Here is a 19126-nt window from a genome sequence, read left to right on the forward strand (position 1 = left end):
CACCTTCTAATTGAGGCCAGCTTGCTTCAGTATAAAGACTGCTGTCTAATCCTGTTAATTCATCATATTTTGCTTGTAATCTTGTCTTATCAGCTCTTAAAACTAAGTTTCCAATAGCATCAGTTAAGTTATTTAACGCTTCTTTTACATCACTTTCTAATGCATTTTCATCATTCATGACTTCAGTTGCTGCTTCGATTGCTTCTTGCAATGCTGTCCATGAATCAGTTGTATAATTTTCTTCTTCATAACCATTTGCTTCTTCTAATAAGGCTTCTAAAGCACTCTTATCACCTTTTACAAAGTCTAACATATGAATTGCATTTGCTAGACGGTAGAAAGCTGTATCAACCGCTGTTTGGTCTGCACTTTGATCAACTAAAACATTCTCTGCTTTTTCTAATGCACTTTCAAATTCAGTAACTACAGCTGGTACAACATTATCTAATGCACCTTGAGCTTTTAAGCTATTTGCTGTATCAACGGCAATTTGTAATGCTGTTTTATCTGATTCTACAGTTTCTTTTTCTCTTGCAATAATTTCATAAATTGTTGGAACTGGATTTCCAGCATGGAATGTTAACTTAACTTCTAAAATTGTTTTATTTACATCGAATGTATTTGTTCCACTATCTAAATTACCAATATCACTCCAATTTCCATCAACATCTTTTACACTTACAGTTGCATTAGAAATTGCTTCAGGATCTTGCATAATTATTAATGAACCAACATTAGTAATTGATGTCATTGCATAAGTTAATGTATCGCCATCAGTTACACTATCTGGTGCAAATGCAGTCGTTAAATCACGATCATATAGATTTGCAACATTACCAGATGTAATGGTTGTATCAACAACATCAATAGTATCATCACCTAATACATCAACTGTTTCATTATATGGAATTTCAAATACTTGAACCCAATTATCACTAGATTCAGTTGCACTAAATTTGATATAACGAGCCATCTGTCCTTCAGCATTATATGCTGCTTCACTTACTAACTGTCCGCTTACTGTTTTAGATTGATAATTTTCATCTTTAATAACATCCCCGATTTGTGTCCATGTTACACCATCAGTTGAGATTTCTAATTTTGTAGCCGCAAATCCATCGATTCCATATGAAGTTCCTTTTGGATTACCGGCATAATATATAGCTACATCATATAATGGAATTTCTTTACCTAAATCAACTCGAATGTAGCTTCCAACAGTTGCTCCGGCACTTGAATAGAATTTTGTTGATATTCTACCGTCTAGGGCATTAGAAATAACATAATTTTGATAAGTTCCTAAATCTGTTTCTACTACTCTAGTACCTGTATTATATACTGGTGATACAACGATTTTATCAATTGTAACATCAATACTATTATTATTTTTATTTACAACTCTTGCATATGTAGCTGTTGTATTGATTGCAGCTATCATTGTTCCATCTTCAATTGTACTTTCAGCACTGATCCAATTGATTCCGTTAATAGAATACTGGATTTCTAAATCATCCAAATTATCAGCAGTTACAGATATATTAGCAACTTTCATTGCTTTTGGTAAAGCAATACCTGCTGTTTCATTTGCATTCATTACACCACTAATAGTATTTACTTCATAATTTCCTTTATTGATTTCTACTGTCTTATCAGTTAATCCTGACATCGTTCCAATTACAGCAGGCTTACTTTCAGGGAAAACATTTTCCATTAAAGTAGATTTAATTTGATCAACTGAATCTTTTAAAAGCGGCTTGATCCGTTTTTCACAAACTTTTACAACATTCATTTTAGTACCATTTGTTTCAAAACTTTCTACTTCATAAGTTTCAGCCTCATTTAATTTAATTTCAGTTGTATTAATATTTGATAAACATGAATCAATATCTCCATTTTGAGCATCGATAAATGCTGACATACTTGCAATACCGGCATCAGCAACAGCTTCGTATGCATTCAAATGCTGTTCAATTTCTTCATATAAATTTCTATTTTCAATATTTCTTAAAGCTGCTACATCATTTTTCATTGTTGTAAATTCAGCTTTTAATGCTGTAGCTGCCTCTGTTATTCCTTCATTATTTTGAAGAGCCGTCTTAAATGCTTCAATCGTATCCACTAAATATCTTGATTCATCAAATTCAAAGCCATCTTTAATATATGAAATATTATCAGCAAAACGCTGGAATGCTTCACTTGCTTCAGGTACTAATTCATCAATTGCTCTAACCCAGCTGCTTGTTCTTTCAAAATCACTAATATTCCATGAATAATCAGCACCTGAGAAAATAGCAACTTTACTTGCTTCAGCTTGTGACATTGGATTTAAGAAGAATCCACTTAAATTATCAACATCATTATCAAGATTTTCTAATGGAGACATCATTAAGTTACCATCACAATAATCATTTACTGGATAGTTCCACCAAGCTGCAAGATTTTTATCAGTTACTCCAGTTTGAGTTTTTGGCCATTCATAAGCATCTTTTGTAATTGCTGACATCGTATTAGCGCCTGTCCACATTACCACAACATCATCATCTAAACTTTGCCAGAATGGTCTAAAATAAGATGACATACTTGGTCCCCAGCCATTACAATAACGGGTTCCAACTACAATTAATGGTTTTACATCACCTTTAACTTGAACAAACTCTCTATTTACACGATTAATTAAATCAGCATGCTGTTGTCCATTATAACCACTAGCTAAATCATCGTAAGAAATCCCAAATTGACGAACTCCTAAACTATATAACTGTTCAAATTTAGCAATTAAATAATTATAATCAGTATCTGTGGAATAATTAAAACCATCACCTGGATGAATATTCCAGCAGAAACTCATATTATCTTTTCTACCTTCTTCAGCTAATTGGCGAAGTTGTTCTGCTTCATCTTCTGGATATAATTCACGCCATTGATCTTTATGATATGGATCATCTTTTGGCGCATAGATATATGTATTCATTTTAAATTTGCTTGACTCGCTCATTAATGATAAACGATCTTCAAAACTCCAAGGATATCCATAAAATCCTTCTACAAAACCTCTTAACTTTACACTTGGATAATCAGAAATGACTGTTTCTGCAATCTTATCATCAGTTTTTTGTTCAAACATTTGTAATAAAGTTATAACTCCATAGTATGCGCCATCACTATCTGCCCCAATGATTCTAATTTCTCCATTTTCATTAACATCATTACTAGCACTTAAAATATAACCTTGCTCTTCACTTAAAGCCTGACTATTTCCGCCTAATTCTTCAGTACATTGATCACAATGACTGCTATCTGAAGAGACTAAAATATTTGCTTTTTGATCATTTACTTCATCAGAAATAATATAACTAATATTATTTTCTTGTAATAAATTTTCTAATTTAGGCAATGTTGCTTCGTTTTGATCACCATGTACTACTACATTGACTTCACCCTTTAAATTCATACCTTCATTTGAAATATATGAAATTTCCTGTGGTTTTGGATAAATATCTACTGTCACATTTTCTTCGTCCTGTTTGGCATTTACCCAAGTCGGATTTGCAGTTACTAGTGAAAAAGCAAATGTAGCAGCTAATGCACTTTTTAATACTTTTCCTATTTTGTTCTTCACTTTTATTTCTCTCCTATTTTTTCTTTTTGGCTGATGATTTAAATAACTCCCTCCTTTATAATGAATTTAGATTGCAAATTTAAAAAGACCGCAAAATCATACCCTCTTATAAGGGTATAAATATTACGGTCTTGCCTAATTAAAGTAACAATCCTATAAACATCTGCCATCTATACTAATCATAACACCTTATTAAAATAACATCAATAAATATATTTTCTTTTTTTTTAAATATTAGAGCATTAGAATCTTTAATAAAAACCAAACAATAAATATTTTATTATCAAATTCATTAATTCTAAATAGCATATCTAAGATTACACTATTTTTAAAACAAACTTTATTATAAAAATTTCCGGATACCTTAAGTATCCAGAAACATTTTAATTAATCAATATTTTGTTGGCTATTAGCTCTTCTTTTCTTATTTTCAAATAAAACAATTGATGTCACAATTAATCCTACAAGTGCATACATTAAATTAATTGTATCTCCAGTTTTTACACTTGATATCATATCTCCAGAATTTACTTGATTGTTTGAATTCACTTCTAATCCTGCTATTGCTTTTGTTAAAGCATCTTTAGCATTATCTACCTCTGTTTGACTTGCTTCAGGATCATTGAATACTGCTTTAGCATCATTCAATGTATCATTCATCACTTTCCATGATGCTGCTGTGTAATTTGCTTCACTTAATATATTAGCTTGATTGATTAAACTACTTAATAAGTCCTTATTTGGTTTTAATCTTAAGTTCAAGTACGCTTTGACTAATTCACTATATACTTCATCAACTTCATCCTGCATTGCATTTTCGTCAGCTAATACAATATTTGCTTTTTCTAGTGAAGGTAACATTGCATTCCATGATGATTCAATATATTTATTTTTATCTAAACCATTGATTTGATCTATTTGTTTTTGTAATGCTGTTTTATCACCTTTGTAGAATTCTAACATCTGCATTGCACCTGCTAGTCGAGCAAAGGCACTATCTACTTCACTTTGCGTTGCATTAACATTATTATAAACTGTTTGAGCATTTTCTAAAGCTTCATTGAATTCAGCTACTACAGCTGGTACGACATTTTCTAAATCAGCTTTTTCAGCCATTTCAATAGCAATTTGTAAAGCTGTTTTATTAATTTCGATTACTTCTTTAGCTTCATAAACTTCCAATTCATAAATAGAATATCCATATTCTGTAGCCCGTTCAATACCTTGAACCTTAACATAACGAGCATTAATAGGATCAAAGTAATGTTCTTTTAATCCACTTTCCACATCTTCTACTAAACATACTTCTGTATAATTTTGTCCATCTATCGAAGTTAAAATCTTATATTTGCTAGGGCGAGCATTTTCCCAATATATTTTTACATTATCAATTAAATACTCTTGACCTAGATCTACTTCCAACCACTCACTATCATTATATTCTGATGACCATCTCGTATTATCAATATTACCATCAACTACATTTTGTGGATCAAATTGTACTAGATTATCTTCAATACTAGATACTGTTACATTTTTATGATATGCCAAATTTTGAGGCGTTTCATCATCAATTATATTTACCGTCGTTTTTGTTGTAAAACCTGTAATAGCTCCAACAACTTTACTGATTCTTACTTTAAATGATCTATTTCCATCTATTTCATCATTATCAAACAGCTTCACTGAAGCAAATGCTTCACTCTGTCCATCTTTAAATGTTACATCTTCAATCATTCTTTGGAAATCTTGATCCTGCAAAGCTGTTCCACTTTCAAGTGAGAATGAAACAGACACTTCACCTTTAGTACCGCCAACACGTTTAATAGGAATTTCTACTCTTCCAGCATCTTCGTTAACGATAATATCATCATTAGCTATTTCAATCATACCACTTTCACTATCTAAAACATATATAGCATCTAAGTGTGCTGCATATCCTCCACCATGAGGATTTTGACCACTTAAAACTAATTCTACAGTATGTTCTCCATATGCTAGTTCTTCACTTTCATACACAATCTGTTGCTCTAAAAAGTCTTCTGTTCCATAATTATCTACAACTATTGTTTCTTGACCATCTATTCTCATATTAAAAGTACCATGATTTGGACATGTTGCAGATAAAATATAAAATTTAGATCCTTTAAACTTAAATGTCGCTTTAGCTCCAATAGAATTTGTCCAGTGACTTGAATTATTATAGAATCCATCTTGTGTTTTGCGATCATCCCATGTACCTTCATACTGAATTTGATTTAATCCAGTTCCAACATCTTGATCATCAATAACAATTAATCCATCTGGCACATTTGATTCTAACTCAATTGCTGAGTCAGCCTTGTATACACCTACATTATTAATAAGCGGTACATCTTGTGAAGATAGAATATTGATTCTTATTTTTGAAGCAGTCATTGGAGCAAGACGTACTAAACGTTTATATCCGATTGTTTGACCATCAAACACTTCTTTCCATGAATCAGTATTTTCATTGTATACTTCAACACTAAAATGTTCAATTCTTTGTCCAAGCGGTATATACTCTTGAATGTTGATTACATCAAATAATGTTTCAGAACCTAAATCAATAGTTAATGAACCTGTAAATGTTCCGTCATTAGTTGCCCAATAAGTATCATAATTATTATCTGTAATATTATTTGGATTATACGTTTCTACCCCTTTATTTTCACCACGATAACTTGTTGCTGTTACTTTACTATTTATAGCAAGATCTTCATCAAATGTATTTGTAATCACTCTGTTTAATTCTCTTAATCTTGCTTCATCATCTTCATTAATTAAACCTTTTTTATTAGGTGGTACATTTAATAATAATGGTGTGTTTCTTCCTACAGAATTAAAATAAATATCTACTAACTTTTCTAAAGATTTAGTTTCTTGACTTTCATGGAAAAACCACCCTGGTCTGATTGAAGTATTAGTTTCTCCCATGATCCAATGAGTCCCTTCAGGATCACCGTGATTTAAATAATCTGTATCATAATGTGGCAATGTTAATGTATCGCCTTTAATTTTTGACCAGCAAGGTTCACCGGCATAACCTGCTTCATTTCCGATCCATCTAACATCTGGTCCCATGTCAGAGAAAATCAAAGCATTTGGCTGTAATTCTTTTACAAGTGCAAACCACTGATCAAAATAATATGTTTGTGTTACATTTGATCCTTTAGCACCATCAAACCACACTTCTGAAATTTCACCATATTCAGTTAACAATTTTGTCAACTGATTCATAAAATACACATTATAATCTTCCCCACGATCATCACCATAATTAGGTGAATTTTGATCCCAAGGTGATAAATAAATCCCTAATTTTAATCCATATTTTTCACAGGCAACAGATAATTCTTTTACAATATCTCTACCACGAATATTTTCATTAATTGCTTCATTAGTTATATCATGATCTGTACCTGGACTATCAAACAAAGCAAATCCATCATGATGCTTTGCTGTAATAATTACCTTTTTAAAACCAGTTTCACTTAAAACTTTTGCCCATTGATCTGGATCCAATTCCGTTGGATTAAAAATAGCTGGATCTTCTTGTCCATCTCCCCATTCTTTATCAGTAAAAGTATTCACTCCAAAATGGATAAATGCAGATCTTTCATCTTTATTATATTCTAATTGTCGATCAGTTGGTACTGGACCATAAGCCTTTGGTACTGTAACTTCACCACTATCTTCTTTACCTGCTAATTCTCTGATTTCATCAGCAGTTAAAACTCGATTAAAGATATTTAGTTCATCTACTGATCCATATAAATTTCCAGAATCTTCCAATCCTGCTTTGTTATTTGCACCGATTCGCTTAGCTGGTCCATTGATTACTGCACTTACTCGGTCCTGATATTCTCCATTTACATATAAGCTTGTTCCACTACCATCACATACAAATGTTAAGTGTACCCATTCTCCTATTGGCGCACTGTAATTGAATGTATAATCTTCTACACCAAATTCTGTGACCCCTACTTTCCCTGTCTTATTATACTGTTCTAATTTGAGTTCTCCCTGATCTCCTGATAATAATGCAGTATTCGTTGTTCCAGCTGGGCTCTCTCCTCGATTTACCCATATGCTGGCACTCCAGTTTCCTTCTAAATCTTTGATCCCTAGATCGACAAAACCATTTCCATTAAACTGAAGTCCTTTTCCTTCGATTCCTTCTGTCCAGCTTACTCCTCCCTGGATCTCTCCTGGATATGATCCTTCACTATCTTTTATTGTTGCTCCTGTTCCTTCGTCCATTTTCCAGCTCGTATTTACTTCTACATATGGCTCTTTCCAAATTGTTTCATCTTTATAATAATTGATTCCCTGGTTCTCTAGTCTTTCACCATGAGCGATCAATCTTTCCTGATATTCATTCCAGCTGCGATCTTCTTTTGCCGTCCAGCCTATTTCTGCATATCCCAAGATTCTTGGAAATGCCATATATTCTAATGATTCTAAGCTTGATAATGTCTCTGCCCATAATGGACATTCTATTCCTAATACCTGATCTTTTGATCCGTATTTTGTTGGTTCAAAACTGTATGCTTTTTGAATCGATATCATTCCTGCCCATTGTAAACCTAGTTCACAATTACTATCATATTTCATATCTAGATATGCATAGTTTGCTGGTGATACGATTTGTTTAAAATTACCTACAAATGATGAACCGTTTGTTTGCCAGTATTGGATTATAGCATCTTCACTTTCTACTATATCATCATAATGCTGCCATCCAATTGGTGTCTTTCCATATTTTTGAACTATCTCTGTTACTCGATTCATGAAATATGAATAATCTTCATCTGATGTTGAGTATGCTTCATCCCCACCTACATGAATATATTTTGATGGTGATATCTCTGATACCTGTTTAATTACTTCATCTATAAATTTATATGTATTTTCATTACGACATTCCAATGATGCCCATCCAACATCCCATCCTTGATATGGTTTTGTATTGTCATAACCGCTTGCATATGGTTTTCCATCCTCTGTACTGTTTAACATTGGCAATGATACCAACGCTGCCCAGGCATGTCCTGGCATATCAAATTCTGGTATTATTTCTATATATCTTTCTTGAGCATATTTTATAATTTCTTTAAACTCTTCTTGGGTATAGAATCCTGGTCTTTCCCCATTATGTGTACAAGATGTTGAAGCCCCCAAATCTGTTAAGTTGGCATATTCTTCACCTTTGATTTCTAAACGCCATCCCTGGTCATCACTTAAATGCATGTGTAATTTGTTGATCTTATATTGTGCGATGTTATCAATATGCTCCTTTACATCATCAACAGAAAAGAAATGTCTTGAAACATCCATCATTGTTCCTCGATATTCATATTCCGGTTTATCTTCGATATGTGAACCTGGAATATTCCATTCTACATCACTAACTACTTCTGACTTTTCAATATCTGCTGGTAACATCTGTCTTAAAGTCTGCACTGCTCTAAATACACCTGCTGGCTGATTGGCAACGATTTTTACCCCATTATTAGTAGTATCGATCGTATAACCTTCTTCACCCTGATCTTCATTATCAGCTGTTGTTAAAACAATGCTGTTATCAACTACATCACTGTCATTTACAACTGCTAATAGATATCCAGTTGATGCTCTAAACTTAGTTGCAATATATTCCCCAATTTTAGCTAATTCACTTGTTTCATCACTAGTTCTTCCTTTTACATTAATAACAGTATTAGTATTTAAGATAAAGTTTTCCGAATTAATTTCAAGACTATTTGGTAAAGGTATTAATGCCGGTTGTGCATTTTCAACAGTTGCGGAAATATTATTAATATTTAAAGGTGTCACTATTGTTGTCAATACTATTACTAATACTAATAATAGCTTAAATAAATTTTTCCTTTTTTTCATAATTTGTCCTTTCCGTTATAAAATATAACAATCTCTATAATAGTCCCCTTATATTCCCCTTTCTTATCCAGTTATCATCTCCTTTTTTATTAAATTTTCCTTAAATTTATTATACATTATTTTAAAAACTCTTGACATTTACAATTTATTTCATATTTTACCAAAAAAGTAACATTTGATCTAAATTGTTACCCCCAATATTATTTAATAAAAATAAAAACCTTAATACTAAAATTAGTATCAAGGTCATTTCAACTATGCCATTGAAGTCAAATCATCTCTAATTTCATCAAAAGCAATAGCAATATTTAATCCATGGTCACCTATTCTTTCAAAATCAATCAATGTTTCTGTATACAAAGCACTATGTTCAACCGTACACGTTTTATTTCGTAAACGTTTTAACTGATTGACAGAAAATTCATGAGTCATATTATCAATACTATCTTCAATATTATCTACCTTTGTAATAATATTATGTAACTCTTCTCGATTTAATACATTCAATTCCGTTAAAATATTTTTCGTCAAATCATTCATAATAGCGATTTCTGCTACTGCCTCATCTGAGAAACTTTCATTTTCATCATGAAGTTTCTTAGCCCGGTTAGCAATATTTACAGCATGATCGCCTACTCTTTCCAGATCTCCAGAAGTCTTTAAAAATAAACCAATGGATTTCGATTCTTCAATTGGCAATTCAGAAGAAATAGCGTTAGTTGTAAATTGAATGATCTCCTTATTCAAATAATCTATATACTTTTCATCTCTTAATAACTTTTCATGTTTTTCTTCATCATATTTAACAATCAATTCAAAAGACCTTTGCACATTCTTTTGAACAACATTTAACATATTTTGCGTCTCATTAAACAATTGTGTATTTGCAATCGTGCTCGTTCCAATATGATAATCATTAGTAAAAATAGACTCATCTAAATACTTAGTTGACATTTTATCTTCAAATCCTTCTTTTTCTGGAAGAATCATAAAGGCTAATTTAACCAGTTTATCACCAAACGGTAACAACAAAATTGTCGTTACAACATTAAATACTGTATGCACATTGGCAATTTGCGCCGGAATATTTGTAGGTGTCAATGACTCCATCAACTGTGCAAATGGGAAAAGTAAACTAATTATAACAAAAATCACTGTTCCAATAATATTAAAAGATAAATGAATGATCGTTGTTCTTTTAGCATTTCTTCCTGTTCCGATACTAGCAAGTACAGCTGTGATACAAGTTCCGATATTTTGTCCAAATAGTACATAAATTGCTGAAGGTAATGTAATTACCCCACTTTTAGCAAGAGCCTGCAAGATTCCTACTGATGCTGAAGAACTTTGAATGATTGCTGTAAAAACAGCACCAACTAAAATTCCTACTAATGGATTTTCAAAAGTACTAACAATATTAACAAATTCAGGTGAACTTCTAAGTGGTACCATTGCTCCAGACATCATTTCCATGCCCATAAATAAAATACCTAGTCCCGCAATAATAGTTCCAAAAGCATCTAACTTTTTACTCTTAAAAAAAGCAATCAGTGCCACACCAATAAATGCAATTACTGGTGCTAATGCTGTAATATCAATAGCAATCAATTGTCCAGTAATCGTAGTTCCAATATTAGCACCCATGATTACCCAAACAGCATTTTCTAATTTCATCAATCCAGCGTTGACAAAACCAACCGTCATAACTGTCGTTGCTGATGAAGATTGAATAACAGCTGTAATAATAGCTCCGACACCAACGCCTAAAAAGCGATTAGTAGTGAGCTTTTCTAAAATACTCTTCATTTTATTTCCGGCAGCTAGTTCTAAGCCATTGGACATCATTGTCATTCCATATAAGAATAGGGCTAACCCACCGAGCATGGTAAACAAATCTGTAAGTTTCATTTTTATCCCCCTGTTACACAGTTTATTTTATATCCTAAGTAAATTTAACATAAAATTTACAATATGCAAATACTATTAACAAATATTAACAAATTCTTAACTTTTCTATCTTTATTTTTAGTTTTTTTATCTTTTATTATACAATTATCTTGACAATTAATAAAAAACAATTACCATTATTATTAGACAGTTCATTTGTACCATCCTGTCTATAAACAAAACTAGGGCTATGCTTTTTTATATTGCTTTGAAGCAGGCTTTTTAGTGAGTCTGCTTTTTTATTTGATGGTATAGAAGGAGGAAGAATGTATTATTTAAAAACTGAACAATGCTTTGATAGCGCCCACTTTTTACATGGCTATCATGGTAAATGCGCCAATATTCACGGTCATCGCTGGAAAATCGTTGTGACCATCAAAAGTAAAGAACTGCTTAATAACCAGCAAAATAATGGCATGATCATTGATTTCAAAGATCTTAAAAATGATTTAAAAAAAATTACCGATGATTTAGACCATGCTTTGATCATTGAAAAAGGCAGTTTATCAAAAAAACTATACCAGGCATTAAATGATGAAAATTTTAAAATTATTGATTTACCATTTCGACCAACGGCAGAAAATCTCGCTAAATATATTTATGAGCTGTTAGCCAAAAGTTATGATGTTGATTGTATCGATGTTTATGAAACCCCAAATAACTGTGCCAGCTATCGAGGAAAAGATGAATAATTATCGTGTCGTTGAAAAATTTATTAGTATTAATGGTGAAGGAAGTAAAGCTGGTCAGCTAGCTGCCTTTATTCGTTTTTATAACTGTAATTTAAATTGCAGTTATTGTGATACTAAATATGCTAATGGTAAAAATGCTAAATATGAAATCTTAACTGATCAAGATATTTTGAATTATTTAGATATAAATAAAGTAATCAATGTGACTTTAACTGGTGGTGAACCATTATTACAAAAAAATATCGATTCATTAATTACATTATTATTAAAAAATAATTATCGTGTTGAAATAGAGACCAATGGCAGTATTGATATTAAGCCATTCATTACAGATGATCTACGGCCGCTTTTTACTTTGGACTATAAAATGCCTAGCAGTAAGATGGAAAAATATATGCTATTAGATAATTATCAATATCTAACTAAAAATGATGTTGTTAAATTTGTAATTGGTGATCTCGCTGATTTGAATAAAGCAAAAGAAATAATTGAAACGTACGATCTTACAAACCGTGTCAAAGTTTATTTTAGCCCTGTCTTTGATATGATTAAACCTCGTACAATCGTTGATTACATGATCAAACATCACTTAAACAATGTATTTATGCAATTACAATTACATAAATACATTTGGGATGTGAATAAACGAGGTGTTTAAAATGATCGATACTAAAAAAATTGAAAAACATATTTATGGAATTATTGAAGCCCTAGGTGATGATCCAAATCGTGAGGGTTTAAAAGAAACACCTCAACGAGTCGCTAAAATGTATGCAGAAGTTTTTGCTGGCATGAATTATACAAACAAGCAAATCGCTGAGATGTTTAACAAAACATTCGATGATGACCTCGATTTTGCCAATCAAGAAGTTATTGTCGTTAAAGATATTGATATTTTTAGCTATTGTGAACATCATCTAGCTTTAATGTATGATATGAAAGTTACTGTTGCTTATATTCCTAATGATAAAGTAATCGGTCTTAGTAAGATTGCCCGAATTGCCGATATGGCAGCCCGTCGCCTTCAGCTTCAGGAAAGAATTGGAAGTGACATCGTTGAAATCATGAAATTGATAACTAACTCTGAAGATATTGCTGTTATCATTAAGGGAAAACATAGCTGTATGTCATCACGAGGAATTAAAAAAGTCAACAGTTCGACAACAACTTGTACATTATCAGGCCGTTTTGAAACAGATGATAAATTACAGATATATTTATATTAAGGAGATTAAAATGAAAGCATTAGTATTATTTAGCGGTGGTGTGGATTCTACTACTGCTCTAGCCATAGCTATTGATAAATATGGTAAAGATAATGTCATTGCCTTATCAATTAGTTATGGTCAAAAACATCAAAAAGAAATTGAAGCTGCAAATAATATTATAAGTTATTATCAAGTCGAACATATTTATCTTGATTTAACTGAAATCTTTGCTTACAGCGATTGTTCTTTGTTACAACATTCCAATAGTGATATTCCTCATGAATCATACGCTAAACAATTAGCTAAAACTGAAGGAAATCCGGTTTCTACATATGTTCCTTTTAGGAATGGTTTATTTTTATCCACTGCTGCTAGTATTGCTTTATCTAAAAACTGTAGTATTATCTACTATGGTGCTCATAGCGATGATGCTGCTGGTAATGCTTATCCTGACTGCAGTGATGTTTTCAACAATGCTATGAATCAGGCAATTTATGAAGGAAGTGGTCATCAATTAGAAATCAGAGCTCCTTTTGTGAAAATGACAAAAGCTCAAATCGTTAAAATTGGCCTAGAGTTAAAAGTTCCTTATGAATTAACCTGGTCATGTTATGAAGGAAATGATAAGCCTTGTGGAACCTGCGGAACTTGCCGCGATCGTCAAAATGCTTTTTTAAAAAATGGAATTATCGATCCATTATTAGGAGAATAAAATAATGAGTGAAAATTTAACTTTATTAGGAAATAAAAATACTATTTATAAAGATGATTATGCTCCAGAAGTATTAGAAACTTTTGACAATAAACATCCTGAAAATGATTATTTTGTGAAATTTAATTGCCCCGAATTTACAAGTCTTTGTCCGATTACTGGACAACCAGATTTTGCTACTATTTATATCAGTTATGTCCCTGATCAAAAAATGGTTGAAAGTAAGTCTTTAAAACTGTATTTATTTAGTTTTAGAAATCATGGTGATTTTCATGAAGACTGTATAAATATTATTATGAAAGATTTGATTAAGTTAATGGATCCTAAATATATTGAAGTGTGGGGAAAATTCACACCTCGTGGAGGGATTTCTATTGATCCCTATTGTAATTATGGAAAGCCTAATACCAGATGGGAAACAATTGCTTTTAACCGTTTAGTTAATCATGATCTTTATCCAGAAAAAATTGATAATCGTTAAATAAATTTTAACTTGATTTATTATTTGAAACTATTATAATATAGTTGAAATTAGTGAAACGCGTTCGCTAATTAATTAGATATTCCATAAGAAAACGAAGGAGGTTGGTCCTTCGTTTTCACTATTTTGGGCGTGCTTTTTTATAGTCTATTTAGATTTTAAACGATCTAAATAAACTAAGATCAATAATAAAAGAATTAGATATTCCATGTATGGCATATCTTTCTATTATCAAATGACACGCCCGTGGAGATAAACATAAAACCATTTATCTATACCTCCCTAAATAGGGACGGCCATCCTTACTTATTATATCATTTTTAATATTCAAAAACGTCTCAAATTTATCTCAAAAAAATTTACATATAAATAAAGCTTTTTTTAAATGAATCGTCCTTTAGAGAATCCTAAATAAATTGTGCTATTGCTTATTTCCCTAAAATTATCCATAGCTTTTTTAGAAAAAACTCTCATCATAACAATAACATCTAAATTGCTGCTTGATAAAGCATCTTTATCATTATTTGCTACTAATACGACATTAGACATTGATTTCCAATTTCCAGCCCGTTGATAAAATTCTCTTAAGTCAGGTGCACAAGTAAATACGCCAAAATCAAGATTATCCTCCATCCATTTTGTCGCTCTTGCAACAATTTTAGAACTAAATCCTTGTCTACGAAATACCGGCAAAGTTGCCACGCAGCTTAATCCGCCTATTTGATATGATTTTTCGTTGATAATCACTTTTAATTGAACAACTGCAGCATAACTAACAATTCTATTATCAACCATGATATAAAAGCATTGCTCTATTAAATCACTATCATGTTCATCTGAATCACTTGTAGTTGGCCAAACGACTTGTAATAACTCATTAATTTGATTTTTTATTTTTAATGAGGCTTGCTGATACGAAATATTTTCAACTTTAATCATAGTTATAATAATAGATCAGTTAATTTAGCGACTGTATCAACAAGATAATCAGCTTGATTTTCCATCAATTCTTCCAAACTACCATAACCATATAGGACCCCCACACAAGGTAAATTATTTTCATGAGCCCCAATTATATCATGTTTTCGATCACCGACCATAATTGCATCAGCTGCCAAAATTTTATTTTTTTCTAATACATAATTAATTACTTCTGCTTTTTTTTCACGACTATTAAATTCACTGCCACCAACAAAATCAAAATATTGTGCTAAATCAAAATGATCAATGATCTGCTTCGCAAACTTTTCGGGTTTTGATGTTGCAACCAGCAATACTTTACCATTTTCTTTTAAAGCTTTTAAACAATCAACTATACCATCATATACCTTATTATCAAAAATTCCTTTAGTAGAAAAATACTCACGGTACTTAATTACAGCCTCATTAGCCTTAACCTCATCAAAACCATAAAAATCTCTAAATGAATCTCTAAGCGGTGGTCCAATAAAAGGTAACAGATCATTTAGATCATTTACTTCAATTCCATAATAATTTAAAGCATAACGCACTGATTTAGTAATTCCCATCATAGGATCAGTTAATGTTCCATCAAGATCAAACAATATATATTTTTGTTTCATAATCATCCTCCTATACACTAACCCAATTCTAACATCATTCATCCTATCTATTAAAGTTTTATATCAAAAAAATAGTAAAATAAATCAATTAGATTCATTTTACTATTACATTATTCATCATAAAAAACAAACTCTTGATATTTTCTAACTAATATTGTTAAAGCAACACCTAAACAATTCATCGAAACAATTTTTTCACTTTCTAATGAAAATTCAGTAACATCATAATAAAGTTGATAAGTAGAACTTTTAGTTAAAAAATTTTTTCCTAATTCAGTAACAGATAAAATAGGAATACTTTTCATATTTAAACCATTAACAGTTTTAACAATTCCTGAAGTATTACCTGAAAAGGAAATAATAATGACAAAATCTTCACTTGTAAGAGAGTGCGAAATAACTTCAAAATTTGATTCACCAGAGACAATATAATTAGAACGTCCCGCTAAAAACAGCTCACTTGAAAATTGTTTTGCATAATTATTTTGGACAAAACCCGTAGCATATATGATAACTTGTCGAGCATGATGGATATCATATACTAAAGGAACGTAATTGACCTGGGTAGCGTATTCAAACGTTTTATTGATTTCCTTTTTATATGTTTCTACTAAATCTGTTGGGATGATTGCTTTTTTTACTATTTCTTTTTTTAATGCATATTTTAGTTCTGAATAACCGGTAAATCCTAATTTTTTTGCTAATCTTAAAACTGAACTTTTTGACGACAGCAAAATTTTTGCTAATTCATTGATCGTCATATTTATAACTTCTGGTTTATGACTTTTTATATATTGTATCATTTCTTTTTCACTATCATTTAAATCAGCATATAACAATTCTGCTTGTGTGTCAAAATCCATTATTATTACCTCTCTATCATATAAACTATTGCCTGGTATGGTTCTAGCATAATTGTTTTATCGTCTTTTGTCAAAATATTATCGTAATTTGAAATAATTAATTTTCTATTTTGGCAATTTTTTGGTAATGTATAATTCACTCTTTGTGATGAAAATGAACAAATACAAAGTAATATCTGATCTTTATATTTTCTTTGATAAGCAAAAATGTCTGAATCGTTTTCATCAATTAATTCAAATGTTCCCTCTACAACAATGGGATTTTCTTTTCTAATTTGAATAAGTTTTTGATAATAATAAAATACCGAATTTTTATCTTTCAACTCATTTTCTAAATTAATTTCTTTATTATCAGGTGAGTGATCGATCCATGGCTTACCTTTTGAAAAACCAGCATCATCCTGACCATTCCATGGAAATGGTGTACGAGCATTATCTCTTGATCGTAAATAAGCACATTTTTTTATATATTCTTCATCTTCACCATTTTCGCGCATCTTTTCACATACAAAAATTGTTTCTATATCTTTGTATTGTTTCAATGATTTAAAAGGAACATTTTTCATTCCTAGTTCTTCACCTTGAAAAATATAAGGCGTTCCTTTCATCATATGCAAAAGAGTTCCTAACATTTTAGCCGATTCCACACGATACTTTTCATCATCACCAAATCTAGAAACCGCCCGAGGCTGATCATGATTATTCCAATAAAGAGAATTCCAGCCTTCATCTAGTTCTTTAGCCCATAAAGTTAAACTTTTCTTTAAATCACTTAATTTAAATTTGATATCTGAAAACTTACCATATTTTCCATAATCCAAATGCATGTGATCAAATTGAAAGACCATATTCAATTCTTTATTATTAGGATCAGTATACAACTTTGCCTGTTCTACTGTGGTATTAGCCGTTTCACCAACTGTCATTACATCATAATGAGAAAGTACTTCTCTATTCATTTCTTGTAAAAACTCATGAACTCTTGGCCCATTTGAAGCCCCTTTATAATATGATTTAGAATAATCATATTCACCATCTGCAGCATCTGGAAAATCTTGCTTTTTACTAATCAATGAAATAACATCCATTCTAAAGCCGTCTATTCCTTTATCTAACCAAAAACGCATTTCATTATAAACTGCTTTTCTTACTTCCGGATTTTCCCAATTTAAATCAGGCTGTTCTGGGGCAAAGCAATGTAAATAATACTGATTTCTCTCTGGTACATAACTCCATGCTGAACCCCCAAACGTAGCACCCCAGTTATTAGGTAAACTGCCATCTTCTTTAGCATCTTTCCAAATATAAAAGTCAGCATATTTATTATCCTTCGAAAGCTTTGATTCTTTAAACCATTGATGCTGATCACTTGTATGATTGACAACTAGATCCATGATTATTTTAATATTCATTTGATGAGCTTTTTCTAATAATTCCTCGAAATCTGCCATTGTTCCATAAATTGGATTAATTTCTCGATAATTTTCAATATCATATCCATTATCAACCAATGGTGATTTATAAATCGGATTCAACCAAACAACATCAATACCTAATTTTGATAAATATGGTAATTTCTCGATGATTCCTCTCAAATCACCGATACCATCATCATTAGAATCTTTAAAACTTTGCGGGTATATTTGATAAACAACGCTGCTTTTCCACCAATCTTTACTCATCTTCGTCATCTGCCTCCAAATTTCTTACAATATCATTTACAAAAACCGTTTGCTGTTTGGCATCTTCGATTGCACTACGAATAACTGTTTCATCAACTTTATCATAGTTAGATAAAGATAGCACGACACTTAAAACAATAGGCAAACTCATTCCCGTAATAATATAAACATTAGGATATTGCAAATATTTTATTGCTTCTTGATTAACACTGCCACCTAACATATCAGTAAAAATAATATATTCATCATTTTTATCGATTACGCCGATTGCATTTTTTAATTGCTGCTCTACTGGTACATTATCCATATATGCACAAACGGCTTCTATATGATCTAAGCTTGAAACTATATATTGAAGGGTATCTTTTAATCCCTCAGCCATTAAATGATGGCTCGCTAAAATAATTTTTCTCATAT

At 31.3% G+C, this 19126-nt stretch carries 13 protein-coding genes; 5 read left to right on the forward strand and 8 right to left on the reverse strand.

Going from position 1 to position 19126, the window contains the following annotated elements; all coding sequences use genetic code 11:
- The 3 genes from BR82_RS0107050 to BR82_RS0107065 form a co-directional block, all read right to left on the reverse strand.
- On the reverse strand, positions 1 to 3619 hold a 3619-nt coding region (locus BR82_RS0107050; RefSeq protein WP_051592777.1), incomplete at its 3' end, for a beta-N-acetylglucosaminidase domain-containing protein.
- 387 nt (positions 3620 to 4006) lie between these two features.
- On the reverse strand, positions 4007 to 9541 hold the full coding sequence (locus BR82_RS16790) for a family 20 glycosylhydrolase (RefSeq protein ID WP_084300744.1): 5535 nt from the start codon (positions 9539 to 9541) through the stop codon (positions 4007 to 4009).
- Positions 9542 to 9796: 255 nt separating this feature from the next.
- Positions 9797 to 11449 carry a Na/Pi cotransporter family protein gene (locus BR82_RS0107065; protein WP_027089611.1) on the reverse strand — a complete coding sequence of 551 codons (1653 nt, stop codon included), beginning with the start codon at positions 11447 to 11449 and terminating at the stop codon, positions 9797 to 9799.
- A 305-nt stretch (positions 11450 to 11754) separates the two neighbouring features.
- Between BR82_RS0107065 and queD the strand changes: the two genes are divergently transcribed.
- From queD to queF, 5 genes are read left to right on the forward strand one after another with little or no spacing between them, the layout of a single operon-like run.
- Positions 11755 to 12180, forward strand: coding sequence for a 6-carboxytetrahydropterin synthase QueD (gene queD / locus BR82_RS0107070; RefSeq protein ID WP_027089612.1), 426 nt, complete (start codon positions 11755 to 11757; stop codon positions 12178 to 12180).
- The gene (gene queE / locus BR82_RS0107075) at positions 12173 to 12838 is read left to right on the forward strand and encodes a putative 7-carboxy-7-deazaguanine synthase QueE (protein WP_027089613.1); all 666 of its coding nucleotides are present in this window, start codon (positions 12173 to 12175) and stop codon (positions 12836 to 12838) included. Before queD ends, queE begins: the two co-directional genes overlap by 8 nt.
- A 1-nt stretch (position 12839) precedes the next feature.
- The gene (folE, locus tag BR82_RS0107080) at positions 12840 to 13406 is read left to right on the forward strand and encodes a GTP cyclohydrolase I FolE (protein ID WP_024721208.1); all 567 of its coding nucleotides are present in this window, start codon (positions 12840 to 12842) and stop codon (positions 13404 to 13406) included.
- A 10-nt stretch (positions 13407 to 13416) separates the two neighbouring features.
- Entirely contained in the window at positions 13417 to 14100 is a 684-nt protein-coding gene (queC, locus tag BR82_RS0107085; RefSeq protein ID WP_027089614.1) for a 7-cyano-7-deazaguanine synthase QueC, read from the forward strand.
- Positions 14101 to 14104: 4 nt separating this feature from the next.
- Positions 14105 to 14581: a preQ(1) synthase gene (gene queF / locus BR82_RS0107090; protein WP_024721210.1), complete on the forward strand. Its 477-nt coding sequence runs from the start codon at positions 14105 to 14107 to the stop codon at positions 14579 to 14581.
- A gap of 381 nt (positions 14582 to 14962) precedes the next feature.
- On the opposite strand, the gene BR82_RS0107095 is transcribed toward queF, so the two are convergent.
- The 5 genes from BR82_RS0107095 to BR82_RS0107115 form a co-directional block, all read right to left on the reverse strand.
- On the reverse strand, positions 14963 to 15520 hold the full coding sequence (locus BR82_RS0107095; RefSeq protein ID WP_034864382.1) for a GNAT family N-acetyltransferase: 558 nt from the start codon (positions 15518 to 15520) through the stop codon (positions 14963 to 14965).
- Between the two features lie 2 nt (positions 15521 to 15522).
- A complete protein-coding gene (locus BR82_RS0107100; protein WP_024721212.1) occupies positions 15523 to 16164 on the reverse strand; it encodes an HAD family hydrolase in 642 nt (213 codons plus the stop codon).
- A 110-nt stretch (positions 16165 to 16274) separates the two neighbouring features.
- Positions 16275 to 17027: a MurR/RpiR family transcriptional regulator gene (locus tag BR82_RS0107105; RefSeq protein ID WP_027089616.1), complete on the reverse strand. Its 753-nt coding sequence runs from the start codon at positions 17025 to 17027 to the stop codon at positions 16275 to 16277.
- A gap of 5 nt (positions 17028 to 17032) precedes the next feature.
- A complete protein-coding gene (locus BR82_RS0107110; protein ID WP_027089617.1) occupies positions 17033 to 18709 on the reverse strand; it encodes a glycoside hydrolase family 13 protein in 1677 nt (558 codons plus the stop codon).
- Complete coding sequence (locus tag BR82_RS0107115) at positions 18702 to 19124, reverse strand: PTS sugar transporter subunit IIA (protein WP_027089618.1); 423 nt, start codon at positions 19122 to 19124, stop codon at positions 18702 to 18704. Before BR82_RS0107115 ends, BR82_RS0107110 begins: the two co-directional genes overlap by 8 nt.
- Between the last annotated feature and the right edge of the window lie 2 nt (positions 19125 to 19126).

It is taken from the genome of Thomasclavelia saccharogumia DSM 17460, assembly GCF_000686665.1.
GTDB lineage: Bacteria > Bacillota_I > Bacilli_A > Erysipelotrichales > Coprobacillaceae > Thomasclavelia > Thomasclavelia saccharogumia.